20 protein-coding genes and 1 pseudogene are annotated in these 26924 nt (G+C 64.9%); 6 read left to right on the forward strand and 15 right to left on the reverse strand.

Going from position 1 to position 26924, the window contains the following annotated elements; all coding sequences use genetic code 11:
* Window positions 1–19: 19 nt before the first annotated feature.
* Complete coding sequence (locus tag ABLE86_RS05105; RefSeq protein WP_348777856.1) at window positions 20–1447, forward strand: gamma-aminobutyraldehyde dehydrogenase; 1428 nt, start codon at window positions 20–22, stop codon at window positions 1445–1447.
* Between the two features lie 131 nt (window positions 1448–1578).
* Window positions 1579–2436: a sugar phosphate isomerase/epimerase gene (locus ABLE86_RS05110; protein WP_348777857.1), complete on the forward strand. Its 858-nt coding sequence runs from the start codon at window positions 1579–1581 to the stop codon at window positions 2434–2436.
* 25 nt (window positions 2437–2461) lie between these two features.
* Here ABLE86_RS05110 and ABLE86_RS05115 read toward each other — a convergent pair.
* From ABLE86_RS05115 to ABLE86_RS05140, 6 genes and pseudogenes are all read right to left on the reverse strand, one after another.
* Window positions 2462–2695, reverse strand: a pseudogene (locus ABLE86_RS05115) (formate dehydrogenase subunit delta); the annotation flags it as partial.
* The gene (fdhD, locus tag ABLE86_RS05120) at window positions 2685–3512 is read right to left on the reverse strand and encodes a formate dehydrogenase accessory sulfurtransferase FdhD (RefSeq protein WP_348777858.1); all 828 of its coding nucleotides are present in this window, start codon (window positions 3510–3512) and stop codon (window positions 2685–2687) included. The gene fdhD and the pseudogene ABLE86_RS05115, both read right to left, overlap by 11 nt.
* Before the next feature lie 11 nt (window positions 3513–3523).
* Window positions 3524–6397: a formate dehydrogenase subunit alpha gene (fdhF, locus tag ABLE86_RS05125; RefSeq protein WP_348777859.1), complete on the reverse strand. Its 2874-nt coding sequence runs from the start codon at window positions 6395–6397 to the stop codon at window positions 3524–3526.
* Between the two features lie 11 nt (window positions 6398–6408).
* Window positions 6409–7965, reverse strand: a complete 1557-nt coding sequence (locus ABLE86_RS05130; RefSeq protein WP_348777860.1) for an NADH-quinone oxidoreductase subunit NuoF — start codon at window positions 7963–7965, stop codon at window positions 6409–6411.
* A complete protein-coding gene (locus tag ABLE86_RS05135; RefSeq protein WP_348777861.1) occupies window positions 7962–8441 on the reverse strand; it encodes a formate dehydrogenase subunit gamma in 480 nt (159 codons plus the stop codon). The genes ABLE86_RS05130 and ABLE86_RS05135 overlap by 4 nt, the downstream gene beginning before the upstream one ends.
* An 89-nt stretch (window positions 8442–8530) precedes the next feature.
* The gene (locus ABLE86_RS05140) at window positions 8531–9430 is read right to left on the reverse strand and encodes a LysR family transcriptional regulator (protein WP_348777862.1); all 900 of its coding nucleotides are present in this window, start codon (window positions 9428–9430) and stop codon (window positions 8531–8533) included.
* Between the two features lie 401 nt (window positions 9431–9831).
* Between ABLE86_RS05140 and ABLE86_RS05145 the strand changes: the two genes are divergently transcribed.
* Window positions 9832–11001 (forward strand): Mrp/NBP35 family ATP-binding protein, encoded by a 1170-nt coding sequence (locus ABLE86_RS05145; protein ID WP_348777863.1) that lies wholly within the window; start codon window positions 9832–9834, stop codon window positions 10999–11001.
* A 183-nt stretch (window positions 11002–11184) separates the two neighbouring features.
* Here the strand turns inward: ABLE86_RS05145 and ABLE86_RS05150 are convergent, their stop codons facing one another.
* Together ABLE86_RS05150 and ABLE86_RS05155 are read right to left on the reverse strand one after the other, a co-directional pair.
* The gene (locus ABLE86_RS05150; RefSeq protein ID WP_348777864.1) at window positions 11185–11637 is read right to left on the reverse strand and encodes a carbon monoxide dehydrogenase subunit G; all 453 of its coding nucleotides are present in this window, start codon (window positions 11635–11637) and stop codon (window positions 11185–11187) included.
* Between the two features lie 90 nt (window positions 11638–11727).
* The gene (locus ABLE86_RS05155; protein WP_348778571.1) at window positions 11728–12462 is read right to left on the reverse strand and encodes a class I SAM-dependent methyltransferase; all 735 of its coding nucleotides are present in this window, start codon (window positions 12460–12462) and stop codon (window positions 11728–11730) included.
* A 165-nt stretch (window positions 12463–12627) separates the two neighbouring features.
* On the opposite strand from ABLE86_RS05155, the gene ABLE86_RS05160 reads away from it, so the two are divergent.
* Window positions 12628–14430 carry an IlvD/Edd family dehydratase gene (locus ABLE86_RS05160; protein ID WP_348777865.1) on the forward strand — a complete coding sequence of 601 codons (1803 nt, stop codon included), beginning with the start codon at window positions 12628–12630 and terminating at the stop codon, window positions 14428–14430.
* Between the two features lie 261 nt (window positions 14431–14691).
* On the opposite strand, the gene ABLE86_RS05165 is transcribed toward ABLE86_RS05160, so the two are convergent.
* From ABLE86_RS05165 to ABLE86_RS05185, 5 genes are read right to left on the reverse strand one after another with little or no spacing between them, the layout of a single operon-like run.
* A complete protein-coding gene (locus ABLE86_RS05165; RefSeq protein ID WP_348777866.1) occupies window positions 14692–15522 on the reverse strand; it encodes a dipeptide ABC transporter ATP-binding protein in 831 nt (276 codons plus the stop codon).
* The gene (locus tag ABLE86_RS05170) at window positions 15519–16367 is read right to left on the reverse strand and encodes an ABC transporter ATP-binding protein (RefSeq protein ID WP_348777867.1); all 849 of its coding nucleotides are present in this window, start codon (window positions 16365–16367) and stop codon (window positions 15519–15521) included. The genes ABLE86_RS05165 and ABLE86_RS05170 overlap by 4 nt, the downstream gene beginning before the upstream one ends.
* Before the next feature lies 1 nt (window position 16368).
* Complete coding sequence (locus ABLE86_RS05175) at window positions 16369–17277, reverse strand: ABC transporter permease subunit (protein WP_348777868.1); 909 nt, start codon at window positions 17275–17277, stop codon at window positions 16369–16371.
* Between the two features lie 7 nt (window positions 17278–17284).
* Complete coding sequence (locus ABLE86_RS05180) at window positions 17285–18292, reverse strand: ABC transporter permease subunit (protein WP_348777869.1); 1008 nt, start codon at window positions 18290–18292, stop codon at window positions 17285–17287.
* Window positions 18293–18349: 57 nt separating this feature from the next.
* Window positions 18350–19942 carry an ABC transporter substrate-binding protein gene (locus ABLE86_RS05185; protein ID WP_348777870.1) on the reverse strand — a complete coding sequence of 531 codons (1593 nt, stop codon included), beginning with the start codon at window positions 19940–19942 and terminating at the stop codon, window positions 18350–18352.
* Between the two features lie 494 nt (window positions 19943–20436).
* Here ABLE86_RS05185 and ABLE86_RS05190 point away from each other — a divergent pair, with 494 nt between their 5' ends.
* The gene (locus ABLE86_RS05190; RefSeq protein WP_348777871.1) at window positions 20437–22557 is read left to right on the forward strand and encodes a long-chain fatty acid--CoA ligase; all 2121 of its coding nucleotides are present in this window, start codon (window positions 20437–20439) and stop codon (window positions 22555–22557) included.
* A gap of 96 nt (window positions 22558–22653) precedes the next feature.
* Here the strand turns inward: ABLE86_RS05190 and ABLE86_RS05195 are convergent, their stop codons facing one another.
* Entirely contained in the window at window positions 22654–23361 is a 708-nt protein-coding gene (locus tag ABLE86_RS05195; protein ID WP_348777872.1) for an HAD family hydrolase, read from the reverse strand.
* Window positions 23362–23367: 6 nt separating this feature from the next.
* On the reverse strand, window positions 23368–25011 hold the full coding sequence (pgi, locus tag ABLE86_RS05200; protein ID WP_348777873.1) for a glucose-6-phosphate isomerase: 1644 nt from the start codon (window positions 25009–25011) through the stop codon (window positions 23368–23370).
* Window positions 25012–25274: 263 nt separating this feature from the next.
* On the opposite strand from pgi, the gene ABLE86_RS05205 reads away from it, so the two are divergent.
* A complete protein-coding gene (locus ABLE86_RS05205) occupies window positions 25275–26768 on the forward strand; it encodes a PLP-dependent aminotransferase family protein (protein ID WP_348777874.1) in 1494 nt (497 codons plus the stop codon).
* The last annotated feature ends 156 nt before the right edge of the window (window positions 26769–26924 follow it).

Here is a 26924-nt window from a genome sequence, read left to right on the forward strand (position 1 = left end):
TCAAAGGGAGAGAGACATCATGTACACCGAGATGCTGATCGGTTCACGTTTCGAAAGCGGCACGGAAACCGAGGAGCCCATCCTCAACCCCAGGACCGGCGAAACCATCCTCAAACTGCCCGAGGCCAGCCAGGCGCAGATCGACGCCGCAGTCGCCTCCGCCGAGAAGGCCTTTGCTTCCTGGTCGCGCACCACGCCTGCCGAGCGCTCCGGCTATCTGCTCAAGATCGCCGAGCGCATCGAGGCGGAGGCCGAGAGCTTCGCCAAGCTAGAGGCGCTGAACTGCGGCAAGCCCGTCAACGCCGTGCTTAACGACGAGATCCCGGCGCTGGTGGATTGCTATCGCTTCTTTGCAGGCGCGGTGCGCACCATGCCGGGCGTCGTCGCCGGCGAATACATTGCCGGCCACACCTCGATGATCCGCCGCGACCCGGTCGGCATCGTCGCCTCCATCGCGCCGTGGAACTATCCGCTGATGATGATGGCCTGGAAGCTGGCGCCTGCGATTGCGGGCGGCAACACGGTGGTCTTCAAGCCGTCCGAGCAGACGCCGCTGACGGCGCTGAAGCTCGGCCGCATCCTGTCCGAAGTGCTGCCCGAGGGCGTGGTCAACATCGTGCTCGGCCGCGGCGAAAGCGTCGGCAATGCGCTGATCAACCATCCCAAGGTCAACATGATCTCGATCACCGGCGACATCGCCACCGGCAAGAAGGTGCTGCAGGCGGCCGCCCGCTCGGTCAAGCGCACGCATCTGGAACTCGGCGGCAAGGCCCCGGTCATCGTTTTCGACGACGCGGACCTGGAAGCAGTCGTCAACGGCGTCCGCGCCTTCGGCTACTACAATGCCGGCCAGGACTGCACCGCTGCCTGCCGCATTTATGCCGGCAGGAAGATCTACGACAAGCTGGTGGCCGAGCTCACCTCGGCCGTGTCCACGATCAAGTACAACCTGCCCGACGATACCGAGAACGAGATCGGGCCGCTCATCTCCAGCCGCCAGCGGGACCGCGTGGCGAGCTTCGTCGAGCGCGCCACCGAGCGCAAGCACATCGAGATCACAACCGGCGGCAGGCCGGGCGAGGGCGGCGGCTTCTACTACCAGCCCACCGTGGTGGCCGGCGCGCTGCAGGAAGATGAGATCGTGCAGCGCGAGGTGTTCGGACCCGTTGTCTCCGTCACCCGCTTCTCCGATGTGGACGAAGCCGTGAACTGGGCCAACGATTCCGACTATGGCCTTGCCTCGTCGGTGTGGACCAAGGACATTTCGCGCGCCATGGCGACCGCCGCGCGGCTGCAATATGGCTGCACCTGGATCAACACCCACTTCATGCTCACCAATGAGATGCCGCATGGCGGCATCAAGCAGTCGGGCTATGGCAAGGACATGTCGCTCTATGCGCTGGAGGACTACACGGTGGTCCGCCACGTCATGGTCGCGCATGGGTGAGCAGCCGGCAGTCGGGGCGCTGCGGAGAGCGGCGCCCTGACGTGCGGTTTCTATGATCCCGTCTGGTAGGACCAGATTTTCCGCGCTAACCTCCTCGCGGCGCCGATAGTGGCGCTGCGAGGAGGGGACACATGAAAGTCGGCTTCTGCATGTTTCTCTGGACCACCAACGTCACGGGAAAGCATGAGGCGCTGCTGAAGGATATCAAGGCGACCGGCTATGACGGCGTCGAGATTCCGATCTTCGAAGGCACGCCGGACGACTACAAAAGGCTGGGTGAGATGCTCGACCGCATCGGGCTGGAGCGCACCGCGGTCTCGGCCATGGGCGATCCGGCCATGAACCTGATCGCGCCTGATGCGGCCACGCGCAAGGCCGGCATTTCCTACATGAAATGGGCGGTCGACTGCGCCTCCGCGCTTGGGGCGGCAACGCTCAGCGGCCCGTTGCATTCCACGCTCGGCCGCTTCACGGGCGTCGGCCCCACCGCGGCGGAGAAAAAACGCTCGGTCGCCTCCCAGCGCGCCATCGGCGACCATGCCGGCGCCAAAGGCGTCACCATCGGGCTCGAAGCGCTCAATCGCTTCGAGTGCTATCTGCTCAACACCATGGCCGATTTGTCCGCGCATGTGGACGAGATCGCGCATCCGCACATCAAGGCGATGTACGACACGTTTCACGCCAATATCGAGGAGGCCGACCCGATCGGCGCCTACACCAACCACGTCGGCAACATCGTTCATGTCCACATTTCGGAGAACGACCGCGGCGTGCCGGGGCGCGGCAACATACCGTGGAAGAAGACTTTTTCGGCGATCCGCGAGAGCGGCTATGACGGCTGGCTCACCATAGAAGCCTTCGGCCGCGGCCTGAAGGACCTCGCGGCGGCGACAAAAGTCTGGCGCGATTTTGCCGAGAGCCCGGAGGCAGTCTATCGCGAGGGTTTTGTCCACATCCGCGACGGCTGGAAGCGGGCAGGGCGGCGGTAGATCGGCACTATGCCGCCGCGTCGGCCGGCCGCCTGATGGTCGCGGAAGCCGCGATCACCAGCTCGTCCAGCCCGCCGCCGCCGGCATCGATGATCTCGAACAGGTGCCGGCGCATGCGCGGCTCCCAGAATTTGTTGATGTGCTCGGCGGTGCCGGCGATGCCTTCCTCGCGCGGCTTGGAATGAAAGAAGGTGGCGATCTGGTTGGCCATGCGGATGATCTTGTCGCGCGTGCTGGCCCTGTGTTCATCAAGCGACATGGCGTTCTGCTCCGGAAATTACGCGGTCTGGATAGGTGAAGATGTCGAAGTCGTCGCCGCGCACCAGCGCCACCAGCGTCATGCCGGCTTCTTCCGCCGTGCGGATGGCGAGCGCGGTCGGCGCCGAGACGGCGATGATGAAGCGCGAACCGATGGCGGCCGCCTTCTGCACCATCTCGACGGAAACGCGGGAGGTGACCACAACCGCGCCGCTGGAGCCTGCGATGCCGGCCTTGGCCAGCGCGCCGGCAAGCTTGTCGAGTGCGTTGTGGCGGCCGACGTCCTCGCGCGCCAGCACGATGCCCTGGCCGGGCACATAGAAGCCGGCGGCGTGCACCGCGCCGGTCTCGGCATGCATGGGCTGCGCCTTGGAAAGCAGCTTGACCGACTGGACGATGTCGTCCTGCGAAAGCATCAGCGCGGCCGCGCCGACCTGGCAGACCGGGCGCATCGCCTCCTCGATGGACTCGATGCCGCACAGCCCGCAGCCGACCGGACCGGCGAGCCTTCGCCGCCGCGCCTGGAAGCGGGTGTTGGCCTGGTCCTTCAGCCGGATCTGGATGTCGATGCCAGCGCCGTGGTCCTCGATCTCGAACGCCTCGATCTCCTCGGCGGTACTGACGATGCCTTCGGTCAGCGAGAAGCCGAGCGCGAAATCCTCGAAGTCGGCGGGGCTCGCCATCATCACTGCATGCGTGGTGCCGGCATAGGAAAGCGCGATCGGCGTTTCCTCCGGCACCATGCGATGCGCCGCAGCCGTTCCGCTCGCGCGGCGCGCGATGCGGGTGATCTGCGTAATGGCGGGGCGAGGGCTCATGGCGAGCCGCCTTACTCCGCTGCTTCCAGCGCGATGCGCCGGCTCTGGCGGGCCTGCTCCTCATATTCCACCTGCCACTCGGACGGGCCGTTGGACGGCGTGACCTGAACGGCAGTGACCTTGTACTCCGGACAGTTGGTAGCCCAGTCGGAGAAGTCGGTGGTGATGACGTTGGCCTGCGTGGTCGGGTGGTGGAAGGTGGTGTAGACCACGCCCGGCGCCACGCGGTCTGTGATCAGCGCGCGCAGCGTCGTCTCGCCCGAGCGGCTGGCCAGCCGCACCCAGTCGCCCTCGCGGATGCCGCGGTTTTCGGCGTCATGCGGGTGGATCTCCAGCCGGTCTTCGTCGTGCCACACCACGTTGTCGGTGCGGCGGGTCTGCGCGCCGACATTGTACTGGCTCAGGATGCGGCCGGTGGTGAGCAGCAGCGGGAAGCGCGGCCCGGTCTTCTCGTCGGTCGCGACATATTCGGTGCGGATGAACTTGCCCTTGCCGCGCACGAAGCCGTCGAGATGCATGACCGGCGTGCCTTCCGGCGCCTTCTCGTTGCACGGCCACTGAACCGAGCCCATCTTCTCCAGATAGTCGTAGGAGACGCCGGCGAAGGTCGGCGTGGTCTTGGCAATCTCGTCCATGATCTCGGACGGGTGCTGGTAGTTCCAGTTCACGCCCATGGCCTGGGCGAGCTTCTGCGTCACTTCCCAGTCGGCATAGCCGTTCTTCGGGCTCATCACGCGGCGAACGCGGTTGATACGGCGTTCGGCGTTGGTGAAGGTGCCGTCCTTCTCGAGGAAGGTCGAGCCCGGCAGGAAGACGTGGGCGTAGTTGGCCGTCTCGTTGAGGAACAGGTCCTGCACCACCACGCATTCCATGGCGGCGAGGCCAGCCGCGACGTGCTTGGTGTCCGGGTCGGACTGAAGGATGTCCTCGCCCTGGATGTAGATGCCCTTGAACGTACCTTCGACCGCCGCGTCCAGCATGTTGGGAATGCGCAGGCCCGGTTCGTTGTCGAGCTTCACGCCCCACAGGCTCTCATAGATGTCGCGCACCGCGTCGCCCGAAACGTGGCGATAGCCCGGCAGTTCGTGCGGGAAGGAGCCCATGTCGCACGAGCCCTGCACGTTGTTCTGGCCGCGCAGCGGGTTCACGCCCACGCCCGGCCGGCCGATATTGCCGGTGGCCATGGCAAGGTTGGCGATAGACATGACGGTGGTCGAGCCCTGGCTGTGCTCAGTCACGCCCAGGCCGTAATAGATCGAGCCGTTGCCGCCGCGGGCATAGAGGCGGGCCGCGCCGCGGATCGTCTCGGCCGGAACGCCCGACAGCTTCTCGACCTCTTCCGGCGAGTTCTGCGGCTCGGCGACGAAGGACGCCCAGTCTTCGAATTCCGACCAGTCGCAGCGTTCGCGAATGAAGGCCTCGTCATAGAGCCCTTCGGTGACGATGACATGCGCCAGCGCGGTCATCACTGCCACGTTGGTGCCCGGCTTCAGCGCCAGGTGGTACGCCGCCTCGATATGCGGCGACTTCACCATCTCGGTGCGGCGCGGATCGATGACGATCAGCTTGGCGCCGGCGCGCAGCCGCTTCTTCAGCCGCGATGCGAACACCGGATGGGCCGATGCCGGGTTGGCGCCGATGACGATCACGACATCGGTGTGCTCGACCGAGTCGAAGTCCTGCGTGCCTGCCGAGGTGCCGAAGGCCTGGCCGAGGCCGTAGCCGGTCGGCGAGTGGCAAACGCGGGCGCAGGTGTCGACGTTGTTGTTGCCGAAACCCTGGCGGATCAGCTTCTGGACGAGATAGGTCTCCTCGTTGGTGCAGCGCGAGGAGGTGATGCCGCCCACGGCGCCGCGACCGTACTGGTACTGGATGCGGCGGAACTCGTTGGCGGTGTGGGTCAGCGCCTCTTCCCATGACACTTCGCGCCACGGGTCGGTGATCTTTTCGCGGATCATCGGGTTGAGGATGCGCTCCTTGTGCGTGGCATAGCCATAAGCGAAGCGGCCCTTGACGCAGCTATGGCCGCGATTGGCCTTGCCGTCCTTGTAGGGCACCATGCGCACCAACTCTTCGCCGCGCATCTCGGCCTTGAACGAGCAGCCGACGCCGCAGTAGGCGCAAGTTGTAACGACCGAATGCTCAGGCTGGCCGATCTGGATGACCGACTTTTCCGTCAGCGTCGCCGTCGGGCAGGCCTGCACGCAGGCGCCGCAGGACACGCATTCGGAGTCGAGGAACAGCTGGTGCGCGCCCGGCGAAACGCGGCTGTCGAAGCCGCGGCCTTCGATGGTCAGCGCAAAGGTGCCCTGCACCTCTTCGCAGGCCCGCACACAGCGCGAGCAGACGATGCACTTGGACGGGTCGTATGTGAAATAGGGATTCGATTCGTCCTTGGGCATCCACTTGAAGTTCTGGACGCCGTCGTTCTTGGCGCGGACGTGGTTCTCGCCTTCATGGCCGTAGCGCACGTCGCGCAGGCCCACTGCACCCGCCATGTCCTGCAACTCGCAGTCGCCATTGGCCGCGCAGGTCAGGCAGTCCAGCGGATGGTCGGAGATGTAGAGCTCCATCACGCCCTTGCGGATGTCCTTCAGGCGGCTGGTCTGGGTATGGACCACCATGCCAGGCATGACGGGCGTGGTGCACGAGGCCGGCGTGCCGGCGCGGCCCTCGATCTCGACCAGGCAAAGCCGGCACGAGCCGAAGGCGTCGACCATATCGGTGGCGCAAAGCTTCGGGACCTGGATGCCGGCCTCCATCGAGGCGCGCATGATCGAAGTGCCCTCAGGCACGGTCACCGAAAAGCCGTCGACGGTCAGCGTGACCTGCTTTTCCGAACGGGAGGCAGGGGTGCCGTAGTCGATTTCGTGGACGAGACCCATGGTTCTGACTCCTATTCCGCTGCCTGGGCGACCGGGACCGGCCGGAAATCTTCGGGGAAGTGGGTGAGTGCGCTCATGACCGGGTAGGGGGTGAAGCCGCCGAGCGCGCAAAGCGAGCCGAACTTCATCGTGTTGCAGAGGTCGGTGACCAGCGCGAGGTTCTTCTCGGGCTCGATGCCGCCCGCCACCTTGTCCAGCGTCTCCACGCCGCGCGTCGATCCGATGCGGCAGGGCGTGCACTTGCCGCAGCTTTCGATGGCGCAGAACTCCATGGCAAAGCGCGCCATTCTCAGCATGTCGGCGCTGTCGTCGAACACGGTGATGCCGGCGTGGCCGATCAGGCCGTCGCGCTTGGCAAATTCCTCGTAGTCGAACGGCGTGTCGAACAGCGTGCGCGGGAAGTAAGCGCCCAGCGGGCCGCCCACCTGCACCGCCTTCACCGGCCGGCCGGTGGCGGTGCCGCCGCCGATCTCGTCGACGATCTCGCCCAGCGTCAGGCCGAAGGCCACCTCGAAAAGGCCGCCATGCTTGACATTGCCGGCGATCTGGATCGGGATGGTGCCGCGCGAGCGGCCCATGCCGAAGTCGCGGTAATATTCCGCGCCCTTGTCCATGATGATCGGCACCGAGGCCAACGAGATCACGTTGTTGATGACGGTGGGCTTGCCGAACAGGCCCTGGATCGCCGGCAGCGGCGGCTTGGCGCGCACCACGCCGCGCTTGCCTTCCAGGCTGTTAAGCAGCGAGGTTTCCTCGCCGCAGACATAAGCGCCGGCGCCGGAACGGATCTCGAGGTCGAAGCCTTGGGAGGACCCGAGGACGCTCTTGCCGAGAATGCCGGCGCTGCGCGCCACCTGCACGGCCTTGTTCATCACCGCAATCGCGTGCGGATATTCGGAGCGGATATAGACAAAACCCTTGGTCGCGCCGGTGGCGAGGCCGGCAATCGCCATGCCCTCGATGAGCACGAAGGGGTCGCCTTCCATGATCATGCGGTCGGCGAAGGTGGCCGAGTCGCCTTCGTCGGCGTTGCAGACGATGTATTTCTGCTCGGCCGCCGTATCGAGAACCGTCTTCCACTTGATGCCGGTGGGGAAGCCAGCGCCGCCGCGTCCGCGCAGGCCCGAATCGGTCACCTGCTTGACGATGTCGGCCGGGATCATCTTCACCGCATTGCGCAGGCCGGTGAGGCCGCCATGCACTTCATAGTCTTCCAGCGACACCGGATCGGTGATGCCGCAACGCGCGAAGGTCAGGCGCGTCTGTTTGGCGAGGAAGGGAATCTTTTCAGGGTCGCCCAGCGAAAGCTTGTGCTGGCCGCCGGACACCAGGCCGGCGTCGAACAGCGTTGGCACGTCCTTGGCCGAGACCGGGCCATAGGCCACGCGGCCGGCGTCGGTGGCCACTTCCACCATCGGCTCCAGCCAGTAGAGGCCGCGCGAGCCGTTGCGCACAATCCGCGCATCGATGCCGCGCGAAAGAGCCTCGGCCTCGATTGCCTTGGCTACCTTTTCAGCGCCGAGCGCCAGCGCGCCGGAATCACCCGGAACGTAGATGGTGACGGTCACGAGCGCACCTCCGCGACGATTTCTTCGATCTTGTCGGCGTCGAGCCGCCCGATGACCTCGCCGTCCAGCATGGCCGCCGGGGCGCAGGCGCAGAGGCCCAAGCAGAACACCGGCTCCAGCGTCACCGAATCGTCCTTGGCCGTCTCATGGAAGCCGATGCCCAGCGCCTGGCTGATCTGCGCGGCGATGGCGTCGGCGCCCATCGACTGGCAGGCCTCGGCGCGGCAAAGCTTCAGCACGTGCCGACCGGCAGGCTGGCTGCGATAGTCGTGATAGAAGGTGACCACGCCGTGCACTTCCGCGCGCGACAGGTTCAGCGCCTCGGCGATGACCGGAACGGTCTCAGACGGCACGTGGCCGAATTCTTCCTGGATGCCGTGGAGAATCGGAAGCAGAGGGCCTTCCAGATCCTTGAACTCGTCGATGACCGATCTTGCCCTGGCGGCGATGTCGGTACCTGCCGACTGCATAGCCATGCAGCGCCCTCCCTTTCTGAAACGGGCAAAGCTATTCAGAACGGGAAAGCGTAATCAATATAGCAGTTTCGTTGATCGATAGAAAAATTCTATTGAAGGGCGACAAGGCTTGCCGCAAGCAGACGCGCCTCATGCATCAGCGCCGAAACGATCGGCGTGTTCGGCTCCCGGTGCGCGGCCACCAGGCCCACCAGATGGCTTGCATCCGGCTCGACGATGGGAATGGCGCGGATGGGTTCCGCAAAGCCGAAGGTTTCGGCCAGATTGAGCGGCATGATCGACGCCCATTTGCCGGTGCGGATATGCGAGAACAGCACGATCATCGAATTCGATTCGAGCGTGGTTTGCGCCTTAACGCCGGCTTCCTCCAGATGCCGGTTGATGATGCGGCGATTCTGCATGTCCGGCGTCAGCAGGCACAGCGGCAGCGTGCTCACCTCGGCCCAGGTCACAGATTTTCGGTCCGAAAACGGCGTGCCCGCCGCAGTGATGAGCTGGTAGCGCTCCGAATAGAGCGGCACCGAGGCGACTCGGCCAAGCGGCTCGTTGTCGAGATAGGTGATGCCGATGTCGGCCTCGAGGTTTTCCAGAAGCGTCAGCACCTCGATGGAAGTGCGCGAGATGATGGAAAAGGTCACCGCCGGGTGCTTTTCGTGGAAGGGCGTCGTCAGCCGCGGCGTCATGGCAAGTGCTGTGGGAATGGCGGCGATGCGCACATGGCCGGAGAGGCCGTGGCGCGCCGCGCGCATCTCCTCGCGCATGGTGCGGGTGTCGCCGACGATGCGGCGTGCCCATTCCAGCACGCGGCTGCCTTCAGGTGTCAGGCCCTGGAAACGCGAGCCGCGCTGCACCAGCATCACGCCGAGCTGGTCTTCCAGCTGCTTGATGCCGGCCGAAAGGGTGGGCTGTGTCACGCCGCATTCCTCGGCCGCGCGACCAAAGTGCTGCTCCTTGGCCAGCGCCAGGAAGAATTCGAGCTTGTCGATCATGCGGTGAAACTAGCCGGTTGGCAGCCGGAGCGCCAGAAGGAACGGACGCTGCCAGGCTGTGATCGACTTCGATCGCCCACTCCTCGCTTCGCTCGGCATTTCCGCCTCCATTTCAGGGCAGGGCATTTGAAGTACCCCCACCCCTAACCCCTCCCCACAAGGGGGAGGGGGACCGCTTTGTCACCGTGCACGCCAAGAACGGTGATGGTTGGTGCCGGACGGTCATGCAGCAGAATTCCCCTCCCCCTTGTGGGGAGGGGTTAGGGGTGGGGGTACAAGGCCGATTGCATCCATATGCAATGATGGGGGAGCGCGACCTCTGGCCGCCTCGAGAGCCGGGCGCTTGGTTCCGGCGACGATATGCATTATCTCAAGCTAAACACCGGAAGAGAAGAAGCATCATGTCAGTGACCAGAGAAGCCGTTCTCGAAAAGCTCAGCACGATCAAGGGCCCCGATCTTGAAGGCGACATCGTCAGCCTTGGGCTGGTCTCGGAAATCTTCGTCGCCGACAGCAAGGTCTTTTTCTCCATCACCGTTCCGGCCGCCCGCGCGCAGGAACTGGAACCGTTGCGCGCCGCTGCCGAGCGCGCCGTGAAGTCCATCCCCGGCGTCGTCAGCGCCATGGTGGCGCTGACGGCCGAGAAGAAGGGCGGCGGCATGGAAAGCGCGCCGCCACGGCCCGTTCCGCCCCGCCCGGCAGCGCCTGCCACGCCGCCCCGACCCGCACCCCACGCGCCCGCCGGCCATCAACCGGGCAAGCGCGGCGTGCCCGGCATCGAGGCGATCATCGCGGTGGCTTCCGGGAAGGGCGGCGTCGGCAAGTCGACCACCGCCATCAACATCGCGCTCGGCCTTGCGGCCAATGGCTTGAGGGTCGGCGTGCTCGATGCCGACATCTACGGCCCCTCCATGCCCAAGCTGCTCAACCTGCACGGCCGGCCCCAGACGGTGGACGGTCGGGTGCTGAAGCCGATGGAGAAATACGGGCTCAAGGTCATGTCCATGGGCTTCCTCGTCGACGAGGAGACGCCGATGATCTGGCGCGGGCCGATGGTGATGTCGGCACTCACGCAGATGCTGCGCGAGGTCGATTGGGGGCCGCTCGACGTGCTGGTGGTCGACATGCCTCCCGGCACCGGCGACGCCCAGCTCACCATGGCCCAGCAGGTGCCGCTGGCCGGCGCCGTCATCGTCTCGACGCCGCAGGACTTGGCGCTCATCGACGCGCGCAAGGGGCTCAACATGTTCAAGAAGGTCGACGTGCCGCTGCTCGGCATCGTCGAGAACATGAGCTACTTCGTGGCGCCCGATACCGGCAAGCGCTACGACATTTTTGGCCATGGCGGCGCGAAGAAGGAAGCCGAGCGCCTGGGCGTCACCTTCCTCGGCGAGGTGCCGCTGGAAATGGGCATCCGCGAAAGCTCGGACGCCGGCGCGCCTGTGGTCGTCTCCAAGCCCGACGGGCTTGAGGCCAGGATTTATCGCGACATCGCCGGCAAGGTCTGGACGCGGGTTCAGGAAGAGCGCGGCGTGGCCGAGGCTGCAGTGCCGAACATCGTGTTTGAGTGAGGCGCTGATCGACCCCCACTCCGATCCGCTTCGCGGACCACCTCTCCCCCGTTCGACGGGGGAGAGGAAAGGCGCGAACCGACGAAGCTGGGCGCCCTTCCTCTCCCTCCGGAGGGGGGAGAGGTGGCGCGCGAAGCGCGACGGAGTGGGGGAAGACGCTATGCGATCAGCAACCTGCTGTGGTTACCCCGCGCCCACCTTTTCTCCAAAACTGGAAAAGAACTGGCCGGCGAGCTTCTTCGAAGTCGACATGATCAGCCGGCTGCCGAGCTGGGCGATCTTGCCGCCGACATCGGCCTTGGCCTCGTATTTGAGGATGGTGGTGTCGGGGCCATCCTCGCACAAGGTCACGTCGGCGCCGCCCTTGGCAAAGCCTGCAATACCGCCCTTGCCCTCGCCGGAGATGGTGTAGGAGTGCGGCGGCTTCAGGTTCGTCAGCGTCACCTCGCCGGCGAAGGTCGCCTTGATCGGGCCGATCTTGAGTACCACGGTGGCGGCCATTTCGGTGGGCGATTTCATCTCCAGGTCCTGGCAGCCGGGAATGCATTCCTTCAGCACTTCGGGGTCGTTCAGCGATTCCCACACCTTCTGCACGGGCGCGGCGATGCGTTCTTCACCTTCGATGACGAGGGCCATTGTTTCCTCCCGAATGGATTCCTCGCCGAAGGGGTAACGGAGGCGGAGTTTCTTGTCTATCGCACCAAAGTGCTGCGAGCGCCGCCGGGCTCAGCGCAGCCGCCCGATCGGGATGATTTCGCGCGAGGCCGGCGTCCATGGCGCGCCGTGCCAGTCGCCCAGCCAGCGGTCGGCGGCAAGGCCGGCCTCGCCCAGCATCTTCGCCAACGCGTCCTTGCCCGGAAAGGCGATTTTCGACTGCGCGTGGAAACGCCGGCCGCCAGCCGCCTCGTAAAAGGTGTCGTAGGTCACTATCCCGGCCGCTTCGTCCCACGCGGCGTCGTTCCAGGCCTGCACCGTGCCGAGGCGCGGATGCTCGACAAAACGCTGCGATTCTTCCGGCACCCATTCCAGCCATTCCCGCGCCGCCGGGTTGCGGCTGTCGAAGATGAAGCGCCCTTCCGGCGCGAGATGGGCTGCGATGGTTTCCAGCACCGCCCGCTGGTCTTCCGCGGACAGGAACACCTGGAAGGCATGGCCGGTCAGCAGCACCAGGTCGAACTTTTTGCCGAGCCGCAGATGGCGCGCATCGGCCTCCACCCACTCCACGCTCTCGCCGCCTGGCCGGCCGCGTGCCACGTCCAGCATGGCCGCCGCCGGGTCGACGCCGGTGACATCGCGGCCGGGCGCGAGCGCCACCGCTACCTGCCCGGTGCCGCAGCCGAGGTCGAGCACGCTACTCGCGCCCTCGGCAAAGGCGATGCAATAGTCTTGATCCGCGCCGCCTTCATTCTCGAGGTCGTAGAACTGAACCAGCTCGGGGTCGATATAGAGGCGGTCGTCGATCAGGGTCATACAAGCATTCCTCTTCCACTCACCTGCGCTGATACCATCTTCCCGCCGTCTTCGTCTTCCCCTGTCCGAAAACCGGCGGCGGCGCTTTGGTGCCGCCTCTTGCGGCCCCGCAATCCTTGCCATAACCATTTCATAGTCGCCCTCCGGGAGAAGCTGATGGCCGGTTCGAACACGCGCAGGAAATTCCGCTCGCAGGAATGGTTCGATAATCCCGACAACCCGGGCATGACCGCGCTCTATCTCGAGCGCTACCTGAACTACGGCCTCACCCGCGAGGAGCTGCAGTCGGGCAAGCCGCTCATCGGCATCGCCCAGACCGGCTCGGACCTCTCGCCCTGCAACCGCCATCACATCGAGCTTGCCAAGCGCGTGCGCGCGGGCATCGTGGCCGCCGGCGGCATCCCCTTCGAGTTTCCCTGCCATCCGATCCAGGAAACCGGAAAACGCCCCACCGCAGCGCTCGACCGCAACCTTGCCTATCTGTCGCTGGTCGAGGTGCTTTATGGCTATCCGCTCGACGGGGTGGTGCTGACCATTGGCTGCGACAAGACCACGCCGGCCATGCTGATGGCGGCGGCCACGGTCAACATTCCGGCGATTGCGCTGTCGGTCGGGCCGATGCTCAACGGCTGGCACAAGGGCAAGCGCACGGGCTCGGGTACCATCGTGTGGGAATCGCGCCAGCGCCTGTCGGCCGGCGAAATCGACTATAATGAGTTCATGGAGATCGTTGCGTCTTCTGCGCCCTCGGTCGGCTATTGCAACACCATGGGCACCGCCACCACCATGAACAGCCTGGCCGAGGCACTGGGCATGCAACTGCCGGGAGCGGCCGCCATTCCCGCGCCCTATCGCGAGCGCGGCCAGATCGCCTACGAGACAGGCAAGCGCATCGTGGCCATGGTGCACGAGGACCTGAAGCCGTCAGACATCATGACGCGCGAGGCTTTCGAGAACGCCATCGTCGTCAATTCGGCGATCGGCGGTTCCACCAACGCGCCGATTCATCTCAATGCAATTGCGCGCCATCTCGGCATAAAACTCGACAATGACGACTGGCAGGCCATCGGCCACAAGATCCCGCTTTTGGTGAACCTGCAGCCGGCCGGCGAATTTCTGGGCGAGGATTTTTGTCATGCCGGCGGCGTGCCGGCGGTGGTGATGGAATTGCTGAAGGCCGGCCTGCTGCCGCATCCCGGCGCCGTCACCGCCAACGGCAGCCCCATCGGCGAGAATTGCGCCGCGGTCGAAAACCTCAATCCTGACGTCATTCGCCCGGTGTCCGACCCGCTGAAGGAAAATGCCGGCTTCATCAATCTCAAGGGCAATCTGTTCGACAGCGCGATCATGAAGACCAGCGTGATCTCAGCCGAGTTCCGCGGGCGCTATCTGTCGAACCCGGCCGACCCGGATGCCTTCGAGGGCAAGGCCATGGTGTTCGACGGACCGGAGGACTATCACGCCCGCATCGACGATCCGGCGCTCGGCATCGACGAGCACACGGTGCTGTTCATGCGCGGGGCAGGGCCCGTCGGCTACCCCGGCGGTGCCGAGGTGGTGAACATGCAGCCGCCAGATTACCTCATCAAAAGGGGCGTGCACTCGCTGCCCTGCATCGGCGACGGACGGCAATCGGGCACGTCCGGCTCGCCCTCCATCCTCAACGCCTCGCCGGAAGCCGCGGTCGGCGGCGGCCTGGCGCTGCTGAAATCGGGTGACCGCGTGCGGATCGACCTCAGGGAGGGCACGGCCGATATTCTGATCAGCGACGAGGAACTGCAAAGCCGCCGCGCCGCCCTACAGGGCGACGGCGGCTACTCCTATCCGGCCCACCAGACGCCGTGGCAGGAAATCCAGCGCGGCATGGTCGACCAGCTTTCGGAAGGCATGGTGCTGAAGCCGGCAGTGAAATATCAGCGCGTGGCACAGACCAGGGGTATTCCGCGGGACAATCATTGAGCGCCAACGCCCACCTCTCGCTTGAGGGGGTGAGGAGTGGTGGCCGAAGGCCACGAAAAGCCAACGATTTGGCTTTTCGAACGACGAACGCCCGGAGCCATAGCGGAGGGCCGGCCGGGAGGGGTTGGTCCATGCCGAGCGCGGTCGCAACGACCCCACCTCTGTACTCTGAAAGGGAGGGCCGGCGCACTGCCGCTATGACCCCTTCCCGATCCGCTGCGCGGATCGACCCTCCCCTCAAGGGGAGGGGGACGTTGGCTCTCAAGCCGCCTGCTTGCGCGCGAGCCTTGCCCTGATGCTTGCCACATCCGCGCGGGGCGTGGCCGCAAACAGTGTCTTGGTGTAGCTGTGCTGCGGGTTGGAAAACACCTCGTCGCGGGTGCCATATTCCACCGCCTCGCCGAAATACATCACCATCACCTCGTCGGCGATGTAGCGCACCACCGAAAGGTCGTGGCTGATGAAGACGTAGGTCAGCTTGAACTCGTCCTGCAGGTCGGCAAGCAGGTTCAGCACCTGCGCCTGAACCGAAAGGTCCAGCGCCGACACCGGCTCGTCCAGCACAAGCAGGCTCGGGTTCAGCATCAGCGCGCGCGCAATGGCGATACGCTGGCGCTGGCCGCCGGAGAACATGTGCGGGTAGCGGTTGAAGTGTTCTTCGCCCAACCCGACCTTCTTCAGCATCGCCATGGCGCGGTCGCGCCGCTCGGAAGCCGGCATGTCGGTGTTGATCTTCAGCGGCTCGGCCAGCACGTCGCCGATCTTCTGGCGCGGGTTGAGCGAGCCGTAGGGGTTCTGGAACACGATCTGCACCTTGCGGCGCAGCTCGGGCGTCAGCCCGTCGCGCGCGATGTCCACCTTCTGGCCGTCGATGAACAGCTCGCCCGAGGTCGCCGCATCGATCAGCGTGATGATGCGTGCCAGCGTGGACTTGCCGCAGCCGCTCTCGCCGACGATGGCCAGAGTCTTGCCCTTCTCGACAGAGAAGCTCACGCCCTTCACCGCATGCACGGTGCGCGCCTTGGAGAACAGCCCGCCAGCGACGTGGTAGTCGCGCTTCAGGTGCCGGGCTTCGAGGACGGTGTTGCTCATGCCAGCGCTCCTTCCGGCTCGTCGAGCACGAAGTCGGAGATGGTGGGCAGGCGGTCGCCGGTGGCGTTGTCGGGCAGGGCCGACAGCAGCGCCTTGGTGTAGCTGCTCTTGGGCGATTCAAACAGGGAGAGCACGTCGGCTTCTTCCATCTTGCGTCCCTTGTACTGGACGACGACGCGGTCGGCCGTTTCGGCGACCACGCCCATATTGTGGGTGATCATGATCAGCCCCATGCCGTGCTCGGCCTGCAGGCCCATCAGAAGATCGAGGATCTGCTTCTGGATCGTCACGTCGAGCGCGGTGGTCGGCTCGTCGGCGATCAGGAGCTTGGGGTTGCAGGCAATGGCCATGGCGATCATCACGCGCTGGCACTGCCCGCCCGACATCCGGTGCGGGTAGGAGCTGAGCCGTTCCGCCGGGTCCGGAATGCCGACCTGCTGGAACAGCTCGATGGCGCGGGCGCGGCGCTGGGCGCGATCCATGTTCATGTGGACGCGCAGCACCTCCTCGATCTGAAAACCGACGGTGAAGCACGGGTTGAGGCTCGCCATTGGCTCCTGGAAGATCATGGCGATGTCGCGGCCGATGATCTTGCGGCGCTGCTCGGGCGTCATGGCCAGCAGGTCCTGACCGTTGAAGGTCATGCTGTCGGCGGCCACCTTGGCCGTTTTGGGCAGGAGGCCCATGACCGCCAGCATCGAGACGGACTTGCCCGAGCCGGACTCGCCCACAATGGCCAGCACCTCGCGCGGCTCGATCGACAGATCGATGCCCTTCACGGCGATGAACTCGCCGGCGCTGGTGTCGAAGGAGACTTTGAGGTTCCTGATTTCAAGAAGCGGCATCTTACGACCTCTTCAGCTTGGGGTCGAAGGCGTCGCGCAGGCCGTCGCCGATGAGGTTGATGGCAAGCACGGTGATGAGGATGGCGAGACCCGGGAAGGTCACCACCCAGGGCGCGCGCAGGATGAACTCGCGGGCCGCGGCCAGCATCGTGCCCCATTCCGGCGTCGGCGGCTGTGCGCCCATGCCCAGGAAGCCAAGTGCCGCCGCCTCGAGGATGGCGTTGGAGAAGGACAGCGTCGCCTGCACGATCAGCGGTGCCAGGCAGTTGGGCAGGATGGTCACCAGCATCAGGCGCAGGTGCCCGGCGCCCGCCACCTTGGCCGAGACGACATATTCGCGGTTCTTCTCGGCCATCACCGCAGCGCGCGTCAGGCGGGCGAAGTGCGGCTGCAGCACGACTGCGATGGCCAGCATGGCGTTGAACAGGCCAGGCCCCAGGATCGCCACCAGCACCAGCGCCAGAAGCAGCGACGGGAAGGACAGGATGATGTCCATCAGGCGCATAATCAGCGTGTCGACCCAACCGCGGAAATAGCCGGCAAGCAGGCCGAGGATGATGCCGCTGATCAGGGCGAAGGTCACGACCACGAGACCGATGAACAGCGAGTAGCGGGCGCCGTAGATCAGCCGCGAGAGGATGTCGCGGCCCACCGCATCGGTGCCGAGCACGAAGTTCGAGGTGCCGTTCGCCCACCACATCGGCGGCGTCAGCAGTGCGTCGCGATACTGCTCGTTGGGCATGTGCGGCGCAATCAGCGGCGCAAAGACGGCGACCAGCACCAGCAGGGCGAAGACGACGAGACCGACGACGGCCCCATGGTTCATGGAGAAATAGTGCCAGAACTCGGCCAGAGCGCCTGGACGGGCAGCTGGCTTGGCCGCCGGCATGACAGTGGTTTCGTTGCTCATCCTTGCCTCACTGCACGCGGATGCGGGGGTTGATGACGGCGTAGAGGAGATCGACGACAAGGTTCACGGCCATGACGATCAGTGCGATCAAGAGCAGGCCGCTCTGCACCACGACATAGTCGCGCTTGCCGATGGAATCGATCATCCACTTGCCGATGCCCGGCCAGGAGAAGATGGTTTCGGTGAGGATCGCGCCCGCCATCAGCGTGCCGACCTGCAGGCCGATCGTGGTCACGACCGGGATCAGCGCGTTGCGGAACGCATGCAGCCCGATGACCTGGCGCGGCGCGAGGCCCTTGGCGCGGGCAGTGCGCACATAGTCCTCGCCCAGCACTTCCAGCATGGCCGAGCGCGTCTGGCGCGCAATCACGGCAAGCGGGATCGTGGCCAGCACGATCGACGGCAGGATGAGATGGCTGACGGCCGACGAGAAGGCGCCGCTCTTGCCCGACAGCAGGCTGTCGATCAGCATGAAGCCGGTGACCGGCGGGAAGAAGTATTGCAGGCCGATGCGGCCGGAAACCGGCGTCCAGCCCAGCGTGCCGGAGAAGAAGATGATCAGCAGCAGGCCCCACCAGAAGATCGGCATGGAATAGCCGGTCAGGGCAGCGCCCATGGTGATCTGATCGAACCAGGAGCCGCGCTTGACGGCCGCAAAGATGCCGGCGGGAATGCCGATGATGACCGCAAGCAGCATGGCGACCGTCGCCAGTTCAAGCGTGGCCGGAAACAGCGCCAGGAATTCGCCGATCACAGGCCGCTTCGTGGCAAGCGAAATGCCGAAATTGCCGTGCAGGACGTTGCTGATGTAGTCGAAATACTGAACCCAGATCGGGCGGTTGTAGCCGAAGCGTTCGAGCAGTTCGGCGTAGCGTTCGGGGCTGACGCCGCGTTCCCCGGCCATGGCCAGGATCGGGTCGCCGGGCAGCAGGCGCACGAATGCGAAGGCGGCCAGCGAGATGCCGAAGATCGTCGGAACGATCAGGGCGAGTTTGTGGAGGATGTAGCGGAACATGGTGATTGCGATGGCTAGACGGCGCCCCTGAGGGGCGCCGTCCCCTATTCGCTTTTCTTATTCGGCGATGTCGACGCCGTCGAAACGATGGATGCCGAGCGGATCCATCACGAAGCCCTCGACCTTCTTGGACATGGGCATGAAGACCTTCGAGTGGGCGATGGTCAGCCACGGCGCTTCGCGCTTGAAGACGACCTGGGCTTCCTCGTAGATCTTGGTGCGCTCGGCCTGGTCGGTCGTCGCCTTGCCCTTCTGCAGCAGGGCTTCGAACTCCTTGTTGCACCAGATGGCGTAGTTGGACTGGCCGATGGCATCGCAGCCGAGCAGGAACAGGAAGTTGTCCGGATCGCCGTTGTCGCCGGTCCAGCCGAGCTGGAAGGCGCCGTCACGATCCTTCTGCTTGCCGCGTTCGCGATACTCGGTCCATTCGTAGCTGACGATCTCGGCCTTGACGCCGATCTTGGCGTAGTCGGCCTGGATCAGCTCAGCCACGCGCTGGGCGTTCGGGTTGTAGGGGCGGCTGACCGGCATGGCCCAGATCTTCATCGAAAGATCCTTGACGCCGGCTTCCTCGAGCATCTTCTTGGCCGCTTCCGGATCGTACGGATCGTCCTTGATCTCGGTGTTGTAGCCCCACATCGTCGGCGGGATCGGGTTCACGGCCGCTTGGCCGGCGCCCTGGTAGACCGCGTCGATGATGGCCTGCTTGTTGACGGCCATGTTGAGGGCCTTGCGGACCTCGGCCTTGTCGAAGGGCGCCACGGTCGTGTTGTAGGCCATGTAGCCGATGTTCAGGCCTTCCTGCTCGTCGACCTTGAGGTTCTCGTCAGCCTGCAGGCCAGCGATATCGGCCGGGGCCGGGTAGGACATGATGTGGCATTCGCCGGCCTTGAGCTTCTGCGCGCGCACCGCCGGATCGGGGGTGATGGCGAAGATCAGGTCGTCGATCTTCTGGCGGCCGCCGAAGTAACCATCCCAGGCAGCGTAGCGGATGACGGCGTCAACCTGATAGTCGACGAACTGGAAGGGACCCGTGCCGACCGGCTTCTGGGTGAACTGCTGCAGATTGCCTTCTTTTTCCAGCTGGTCGGCATATTCCTTCGACACGATCGAGGCGAAGTCCATGCCGAGGTCGGGCAGGAAGGCGACTTCCGGCTTGTTCAGAACGAACTTGACCGTCAGATCGTCGACCTTGACGACTTCCTTCAGCAGGTCCGGGAAGCCCATGCCGGTGAAATACTCCCAGCCGGTGCCGGGCAGGTATTCGTACCAGGGGCTGTCCTTCTTCCACTGGCGCTCGAACGAGAAGACGACGTCGTCGGCGTTCAGGTCGCGGGTCGGGGTGAAGTAGTCGGTGGTCTGGAACTTCACGCCGGGGCGAAGCTTGAAGGTGTATTCCAGGCCGTCGTCCGAGACGGTCCAGCTTTCGGCGAGGCCGGGCATGAGGCTGGTCTTGCCGTGTTCGAACTCGACAAGACGCGAATAGATGGTGCGCGAAGAGGCGTCGAAGTCGTTGCCGCCGCTCCACGGAGACGGGTCAAAGCCTGCCGGCGACGCCTCAGAGCAGTACACCAGAGTTTTGGCATTCGCCGCGCCGCCCAAGACGGTTGCAGCCGCGAGTGCGGCTGCAAAAGTCAGCTTCCTTATCATTGATCACTCCCTGTCATGGATCCAAGCCCCTCAAACTGGCTTTGAGGCCGCATATAAGCATCGTTTTCGAGCCTATGGAACACCTTGTTTTAACGTGCGCGAAAGGTGGAACAATGTTTCAACATGTTGTCATCATGCGGTTACATTGTTTCGATGAAGACGCATCTTGCGAAATGGTCTTTCCTTTTGGGGTGGTGCCTCGACAGCTTACGTTACGACAACGGATGTCGAATTTGCGCCCTCGAGGGCCGGGAAACCCACGTCCGCCGGGCTTTCAGGCGCCCGTTCCCCACTGCTTGCCGTTGCAGGGGAGCAAGGCTTGCATGCGCGCTGGTTGTGGCCATAAATTGGATATAGACGCATTCTACTTGGAAATCCGGGGGCGCAACAATTCGAGAGGGCGGGTCCGCGAGGGGTAGGCGTCCAAGCAAACGAGAAGAACTGCGAGGGAGGACGGGGTGGCCAACACGAGCAACAAGGCTGGGAAAGCGCAAGTGGACGAGAAGGTGAAGCCGGTGCAGGCAAGGAAACCATCGGCCGCCAAGACGGCGCAGGCGCCTGAGGCCAAGGGGGCAAGCCGGACAAGGAAAGCTGAGACCGCGGGCGGCTCGGCCTCTCGCCCCGCTGTTGCCGAGGCGGCTGCCGGCACCGCGAGCTCGGCGCCATCGGCCGCGAAAGCCGCAAAGACTGCGGCCAAGAAGGCCGTGAAGAAACCTGCGACTGCCAAGCCGGTCGCCAGCAAGGTCGCAAAGAACGAAAAACCTGCCCCAAGCAAGGCGAAGGCCGCAGCGGCGGCGCGCGCCGCGGAAAGGCCGGCAAAGGCCGCCAAGGCCGACGGTGCAGCCAAGCCAAAGGCGTCCGCCTCCAGCACGGCGAAGAAGCAGGCGAAGCCGAAAGCGGCAGCGCCCGCCAAGGCTCCTGCCGCTCCGGACGGCGCTGTTGCGCCGCACGAGGTCAAGCCATGGCTGAGCAGCTATCCGGCCAACATCCCCGCGGAGATCCCGCCGCTCGAATTCAATTCCATCGGCGACCTGGTGGTCGATGCCGCCAAGAAATATGCAACCCGGCCCTGCTTCACCTGCATGGGCAAGACCATCACTTTTGCCGAACTTGAGCGACTGTCGGCGGCCTTCGGGGCTTATCTGCAGTCGAAGGGGCTGGCGCCAGGTGCCCGTGTGGCGCTGATGATGCCTAACGTGCTGCAATATCCGATTGCGCTGCTGGGAGTTCTGCGCGCGGGCTACACGGTGGTCAACGTCAATCCGCTCTACACCCCGCGCGAGCTTGAGCACCAGCTCAAGGACTCCGGTGCCGAAGCCATCATCATCCTCGAAAACTTCGCCACCACCTTGCAGGGGGTGATCGCCCGCACGCCGGTCAAGCACGTGGTCGTGGCGGCCATGGGCGACATGCTCGGGCTCAAGGGCCACATCGTCAACCTGGTGGTGCGGCGGGTGAAGAAGATGGTGCCCGCATGGTCGCTGCCGGGGCATGTCAAGTTCCCGGCAGCGCTCAAGGAAGGTGCCGCGCGCAACTTCAAGCCCGCCAGGGTGTTCGGCGACGACGTCGCCTTCCTGCAATATACGGGCGGAACAACGGGCGTTTCCAAGGGCGCCATCCTGCTCCACCGCAACATTCTGGCCAATGTGGTGCAGAACATGATCTGGATGGAGACGGCCTTCACGAAGAGGCAGCGCCCACCAACGCTGACCTTCGTGTGCGCGCTGCCGCTCTACCACATCTATGCGCTGACGGTGAACGCGCTGATGGGCATCCAGCAGGGCGCGCACAACATCATGATCCCCAACCCGCGCGACATTCCCGGCTTCGTCAAGGAACTGAAGAAGTATCCCTTTAACGTCTTCCCTGGCCTCAACACGCTATTCAACGCGCTGCTGAACAACGAGGAGTTCCGCAAGCTCGACTTCAAGCCGCTGTTTCTCACCTTCGGGGGCGGCATGGCGGTGCAGCGTGCCGTGGCCGAACGCTGGAAGAAACTGACCGGCGTCACCGTTTCCGAGGGCTACGGCCTGTCGGAGACCTCGCCGGTGGCGACTGCCAATCGCTTCGACGCTGAGGAGTTTTCCGGCACCATCGGCCTGCCGATGCCTTCGACCGAGGTCGCGATCCGCGACGAGGAAGGCCACGAGTTGGCACTGGGCGAAGTCGGTGAAATTTGCATTCGCGGCCCCCAGGTCATGGCCGGTTACTGGAACCGGCCCGACGAAACCGCCAAGGCGATGACCGCGGATGGCTTCTTCCGCACCGGCGACATGGGCTTCATGGACAGCCACGGCTATACCAAGATCGTCGACCGCAAGAAGGACATGATCATCGTTTCGGGATTCAACGTCTATCCCAACGAGCTGGAAGAGGTCGCGGTGCAGCACCCGGGCGTGCTGGAGGTCGCGGCTGTGGGCGTGCCGGACGAGCATTCGGGCGAGGTGCCGAAGCTGTTCGTGGTCAAGAAGGACCCCAACCTGACCGCCGAGGACCTGCTGGAATATTGCCGGCAGAACCTGACCGGCTACAAGCGCCCGAAGCTGATCGAGTTCCGCACCGAACTGCCCAAGACCAACGTGGGTAAGATCCTGCGGCGGGAGCTGCGGGGCTGAAGATCTGCGTCGCAGGCTTCGCGGCATGCCGCGAGCCTGCGATGCGAACCATCGGGGAGCGGAGTGGACCTGTGCCGGCCGCACCCCGAGAACAAGTCAGATCGTTCCCAGAAAGCCCGGCAGGTCGGCCACCGAATTGAGGATCACGTCGGCCATGGGCGCCAGCGTTTCGCGGGTTCCGGTGCCGCTCAGCACGGCCACGGCCAGCCCAGCGCCGCCGGCCCGCGCCATCTCCAGGTCGTGCCGGTTGTCGCCCACCATGGCGATCTCCGAGGGCTTGAGGCCGGTGAGGTCGGCAAAGGCGTGGATTGCATCCGGCGCCGGCTTCGGGTTGGCCACCGCGTCGTAGCCGTAGGCCGCGTCGAACATCTGGGCGATGCCGAGCGCCAGCAGCGTCTGCTCGGCGCCACTGGTGGAATCGTTGGTCGCCACGCCGAGCCGGAAGCCAGAGCCGTGCAGCACTGCGATGGCATCCTTGCTGCCCGGCAGTGGCACCGACGCCGCCGCGCCCGCCTCGGCGGTCATCGTGTTGAACCCGGCGGTGATGGTTTGGCGCTCCTGTTCGCTGGCGTCGGGATACCACAGCGCCACGATCTCTGCGTTGGTCCCGGCGGCAAACACGGAGTCGGCCTTGAAGCGTTGACCGTCGAAGTCGTAGCCGGCCAGCGTCAGCAGTGCGTCCGCCCTTGTGCGGTCGCCTTCGGCTGCCTGCAGCGCCATCAGGTCGCCGATGGCGAACCATGTCTTCTGGAAATCGACCAGTGTCCCGTCCTTGTCGAACAGGATGCCCTTGATGCCCTGCAATGCCGTCTACTCCGTTGCCCTGAGACGATGGATATGGCGCACCAAACCGGCGGTGGAAGCGTCGCTTTGCGCGGCATCTTCCGTTCCCTCCACGACAGGCAGCAGCCCGGTTGCCAGTTCCTTGCCCAGTTCCACGCCCCATTGGTCGAAGGAATTGATGCCGAAAAGCGTTCCTTCCACGAACACGCGGTGTTCGTAAAGCGCAATCAGCCGTCCGAGCGTGAAGGGGTCGAGCTTGCGATAGAGCAGGGTGACCGAAGGCCGGTTGCCTGAGAACACGCGGTGCGGCGCGATGCGGTCGACCTCTTCCAGCGGCATGCCGCGGGTCAGCATCTGCCGGCGCGCCTCTTCCAGCGTGCGGCCCTTCATCAGCGCCTCCGATTGCGCCAGGCAGTTGGCGAGCAAGAGGTCATGCTGGTGGCGCAACTCCGCCTCATGACCTTCTGCCGCCGCGAGGAACTCGACCGGGATGATGTCGGTGCCTTGGTGCAGAAGCTGGAAGAAGGCGTGCTGGCCGTTGGTGCCGGGCTCGCCCCAAACCAGCGGTCCGGTCGCGGTCACCGCCTTCTGCCCGCCGAGCAGCACGTGCTTGCCATTGGATTCCATGTCGAGCTGCTGCAGATAGGCCGGCAGCCGCGCCAGCCGCTGGTCGTAGGGTATGACGGCGCGGGCCGGGTAGTCGCAAACCACGCGGTGGAAATAGCCGATCAGCCCCATCACCACCGGAATGTTCTTCAGAAGCGGGGCCGTTTCGAAGTGCCGGTCCATGTCGCGCGCGCCGGCCAGGAATTCGCCGAACCGTTCCGGCCCGATGGCGATCATGATCGGCAGGCCGATGGCCGACCACAGCGAATAGCGGCCGCCCACCCAGTCCCAGAAGCCGAAGACACGGTCCGGCGCAATACCGAAGGCGGCGACCTTGTCGAGCGCGGTCGACACGGCCGCGAAATGCTGGCCCACTGCATCCTTGCCCAGCGCCTTCTCCACCCAGTCGCGGGCGGTCTCGGCATTGGTCATGGTCTCGACCGTGGTGAAGGTCTTGGATGCCACGATGAACAGCGTCGTCTGAGGGTCGAGGTGCTTCAGCGTGTCGTGAATATGCGCGCCATCGACGTTCGACACGAAGTGCGCGCGCGGCCCGTCATGGTAGGGGGCGAGCGCCAGGGTGGCCATCGCGGGGCCCAGGTCGGAGCCGCCGATGCCGATGTTGACGATTTCGGTGATGCGCTTGCCGGTCGCGCCGGTGGCAGCACCCGAACGCACCGCATGGGCGAAGGCGCCCATGGCAGCCAGCACCGCGCGCACATCGGGCATCACGTCCTTGCCGTCCACCATCACCTTCGCGTCAGGCCCGGCCCGAAGTGCGGTGTGCAGCACGGCGCGGCCTTCAGTGCTGTTGATCTTCTCGCCCGAGAACATCGCCTCGCGCCGCTCGGGCAGGTTGGCCGCCAGCGCCAGCCGTTCCAGAAGAGCCATGGTTTCGGACGTGACGGCGCATTTAGACCAGTCGAACAGCAGGCCCCCATCCGTCAGCGAGAATCTCGCGAAGCGCTGTGGATCGGACTTGAACGCCTCGCGCATATTCATCGGCGTTTCTTCCTGTTCCTCGCGAAGCGCGGTCAGGGCTGCATGAAGGGGGGCGTCGGTCACAGCCAGTCTCCAATGGTCCATCTGCTTCCTGCAAGCTTACCAGAGCCCGTCGGCGATGCGGAGCCACGGAAATAGTTTTGCGGGGAAAAGTCTCAATCGACTGATTTTGCCGCATCGCCCTTTCGGCGGTGTGTCATGCCAGGAAGGATCACTGGCATAAATCCTAGCGATTAGAAAAATTCATTGGCGCAACCCGTTGGACCACGGATACGGTCCACTGGTCCACAAAAGATAAAGCATAACGCCTGACCGGGGAATTACTGATGCCACAGAGAAACGATTCGGCCATTTGGTCGGGACTGTTCCGGATATCCGCGGAATCCGGCCAGACGCTTCAGGCACAGATCCGTCAGGCCATCGTCGCAGCCATTCTCGACCGCCAGATCGCCGCTTCCATGCCGCTGCCTTCCTGCCGCATCCTGGCCGAGAAGCTCGGCGTTGCGCGCGGCACGGTGGTGCTGGCCTTCCAGCAACTTGTCGACCAGGGCTTCCTGGTGGCGCGCGAGCGGCGCGGCCACTTCGTCAATCCGGAGGTGCTGGCCACCCCCGCCAAGCCGCAGCACAAGACCGGCGAACAGGCCAGCGAGATCGACTGGAAGGCGCGCCGCCAGATCCCGGCCAGCGACATGCCGCGCGCGGCCAAGCTCGACAACTGGATCAAGTCTTCCTACCCCTTTGTCTATGGCCAGTTCGACCCAGCGCTGTTTCCCACCGCGGAATGGCGTGAATGCAACCGCATGGCGCTCGCGGTGCTCGAAATCCGCAACTGGGCGGCCGATATGGTGGACCGCGACGACCCGCTGCTGATCGAGCAGATCCAGGCCCGCCTCCTGCCCCGGCGCGGCATCTTCGCCAATCCCGACGAGATCATCGTCACGCTGGGCGCGCAGAACGCGCTCTACATGCTGGCCACGCTGCTGATGACCAAGGGCAGCAAGGTGGCGATGGAGGACCCCGGCTATCCGGATGCGCGCAGCATCTTCCGGCTGGCCGGCGCCGAGATCCAGCCCACCCCGGTCGATGAGGACGGCATCGTCACCTCGGCCATTCCCTCGGACGCCGGCTTCGTCTTCGTCACCCCCAGCCATCATTGCCCGACCATGGTGTCGATGAGCGCCGAGCGGCGGCAGGACCTGCTGGCGCGCGCCAGCCGCAACAACCAGATCATCATCGAGGACGGCTATGACAGCCAGCTTCTCGACGAGGCGCCGCAGCAGGCGCTGAAGAGCATCGACCGGTCCGGCCGCGTGGTCTATGTCGGCTCCATGTCCAAGACGCTCGCGCCCGGCCTGCGGCTGGGCTACATCGTCGCCTCCGCCGACCTTATCGCCGAACTGCGGGCGCTGCGCCGCTTCGTGCTGCGCCATCCGCCGGCAAACAACCAGCGCGCGGTGGCGCTTTTCCTGTCGCTCGGCCATCACGAGGCGCTGGTGCGCCGACTGTCGTCGGCCTTCGACGAGCGCCGCAAGCGTCTGGTCCAGGCCATCGACGCCTTCCTGCCCGATTGGCGGCCGACCGTCACGTCCGGCGGCACTTCGCTGTGGTTGGAGGGGCCGCGCGGCACCGATGCCCGCAGCCTCGCCGAGGCGGCCGCCTCGCGCAGCGTCATCATCGAGCCCGGCGACCGCTTCTTCGACCGCGCCGACAAGCCGTCGCGCTTCATGCGGCTCGGCTTCTCCTCCATCGCTCTCCAGCACATCGAGCCCGGCATTCGCGAGCTGGCGACGGCCGCCGGCCGCCGGCCCGCGGCTGCCTGAAGCACCGCACGCGGCCGGCGTTTCCGGCCGCCTTCCAGGCGAAAACTCCTGGCACATCTGGCGGCAACAGGTGGCCCATACGCCTGGCCTATTAGGCGCTGCATAGTCTCCGCCATAGGGGAACCAGGCCGCGCGACCGGAGGCACATTCGGCGCG

Source organism: Mesorhizobium sp. KR2-14, assembly GCF_040049255.1.
GTDB lineage: Bacteria > Pseudomonadota > Alphaproteobacteria > Rhizobiales > Rhizobiaceae > Pseudaminobacter.